This is a genomic window from Clostridium sp. 1001270J_160509_D11 (assembly GCF_015667935.1).
Taxonomy (GTDB): Bacteria; Bacillota; Clostridia; order Peptostreptococcales; family Peptostreptococcaceae; genus Intestinibacter.
The window spans coordinates 1-1,336 of record NZ_JADPET010000260.1 but is presented as its reverse complement, the minus strand read 5'-3'; the positions used below and the strand labels follow the sequence as shown (position 1 = coordinate 1,336).

General features: G+C 21.9%; 1 pseudogene. It reads left to right on the top strand.

What is annotated here, in order from left to right:
* Positions 1-239: 239 nt before the first annotated feature.
* Positions 240-1,336 (top strand): annotated as a pseudogene (locus I4U58_RS13790) (hypothetical protein); the annotation flags it as partial.

The window sequence follows — 1,336 nt, the reverse complement described above, 5'->3', positions numbered from 1 at the left end:
ATTATAAAAAAATTATAAGTAATAAATATTAAATATTAAATATTAAGATACTTTTTTAAATAAATGCAAATAGGTCAATTATTATATTTAAATTTAGTATGAGTAGATAAATATGGTGTATAAAATTATAGCTTTAATAAAGTTAATATAAAGAGGTAAATTAGGTGATGAGATGACTATATATTTGAAGGTCAAAAGTATACTAATTATTCTATTGTTAATAAAAAGGGGAAATTATTATGGGGTTATTTAACAATAAACGAAAAAAAGAAAAAGAAGAACAAGAAAGAAGAGAAAGGGTATTAAAATTAGAACAAGAAAAGGAAAAAAAAGAGCAAGAAGAGTTAGAACGAATAGATAAAATAATACAAGAGCATAAAGAAAAATTAGAAGAAGAGAAGAAAAAAATAGAATTAAAAAAAGAGCAGGAACAAGAAAAGTTGAAAAAAGAAGAACTAAAAAGATTGCAGGAAGAAAAGGAGCGATTACAGAGAGAAGAACAAGAAAGATTAGCTAAGAAAAATAGACTAATCAATGAAATAATAGAAAATTATATAAGTATTTCTAATGGAATTACGAATATCAGACAAGAGTTATATGAAGAATATGAAACAAAAAAATTTATTTCAGAAAATTTATTAGATGAAGAGGAAATATATAAAACATTTGGTCAAATTGTATTTGATATTTATAGCATAGCCGATAATATAAATAGTTATGAAGAATTAGCTAAAAAAGTTTTTAGGGATTCATTTATACAAAGAATATCAAAAAAATATTTGAATGAAGTAGACTATGAAAAAATAATGCTTCAGTATAAAAATTCAATTCATAATTTTAATAAAGAATATGATCTTATTAAAAATAGTGAGTATCTGGGGGGAGAAAAAGAATTTCTTAATGGATTAAGAGGTGGATTTAATGATGTTTTTAATGCATTGAAATTAAACTATGAAAATATAGATTTAATTATATTAAGATTAATAACTACAAAACACAATAATATTGGATATCTTACTTCAGAAGAAGAAAATAAATTAAATATTAATAGCATCAAATTTTATGGCACAGATATACCTTTCAAAATGGATATTTGGTCTTGGATAGATAAAGTGAAAAATATATCATATTTTATTAGACAACTTTTCTACGCACATATATTTGTTTATTATATAATTTTTTTAAGAAAAGTGAAGAAATTTAGTGAAAATGAAGAGTTAATGTATATATTAAATAATATAGAAAAAGAAAGTGAAGAAGTATGTCAAGTAGGTACAATTAACGATTATAAAAATTTTATAACTCCATTTATAAATCGAGCTAGAGCTAACAATAA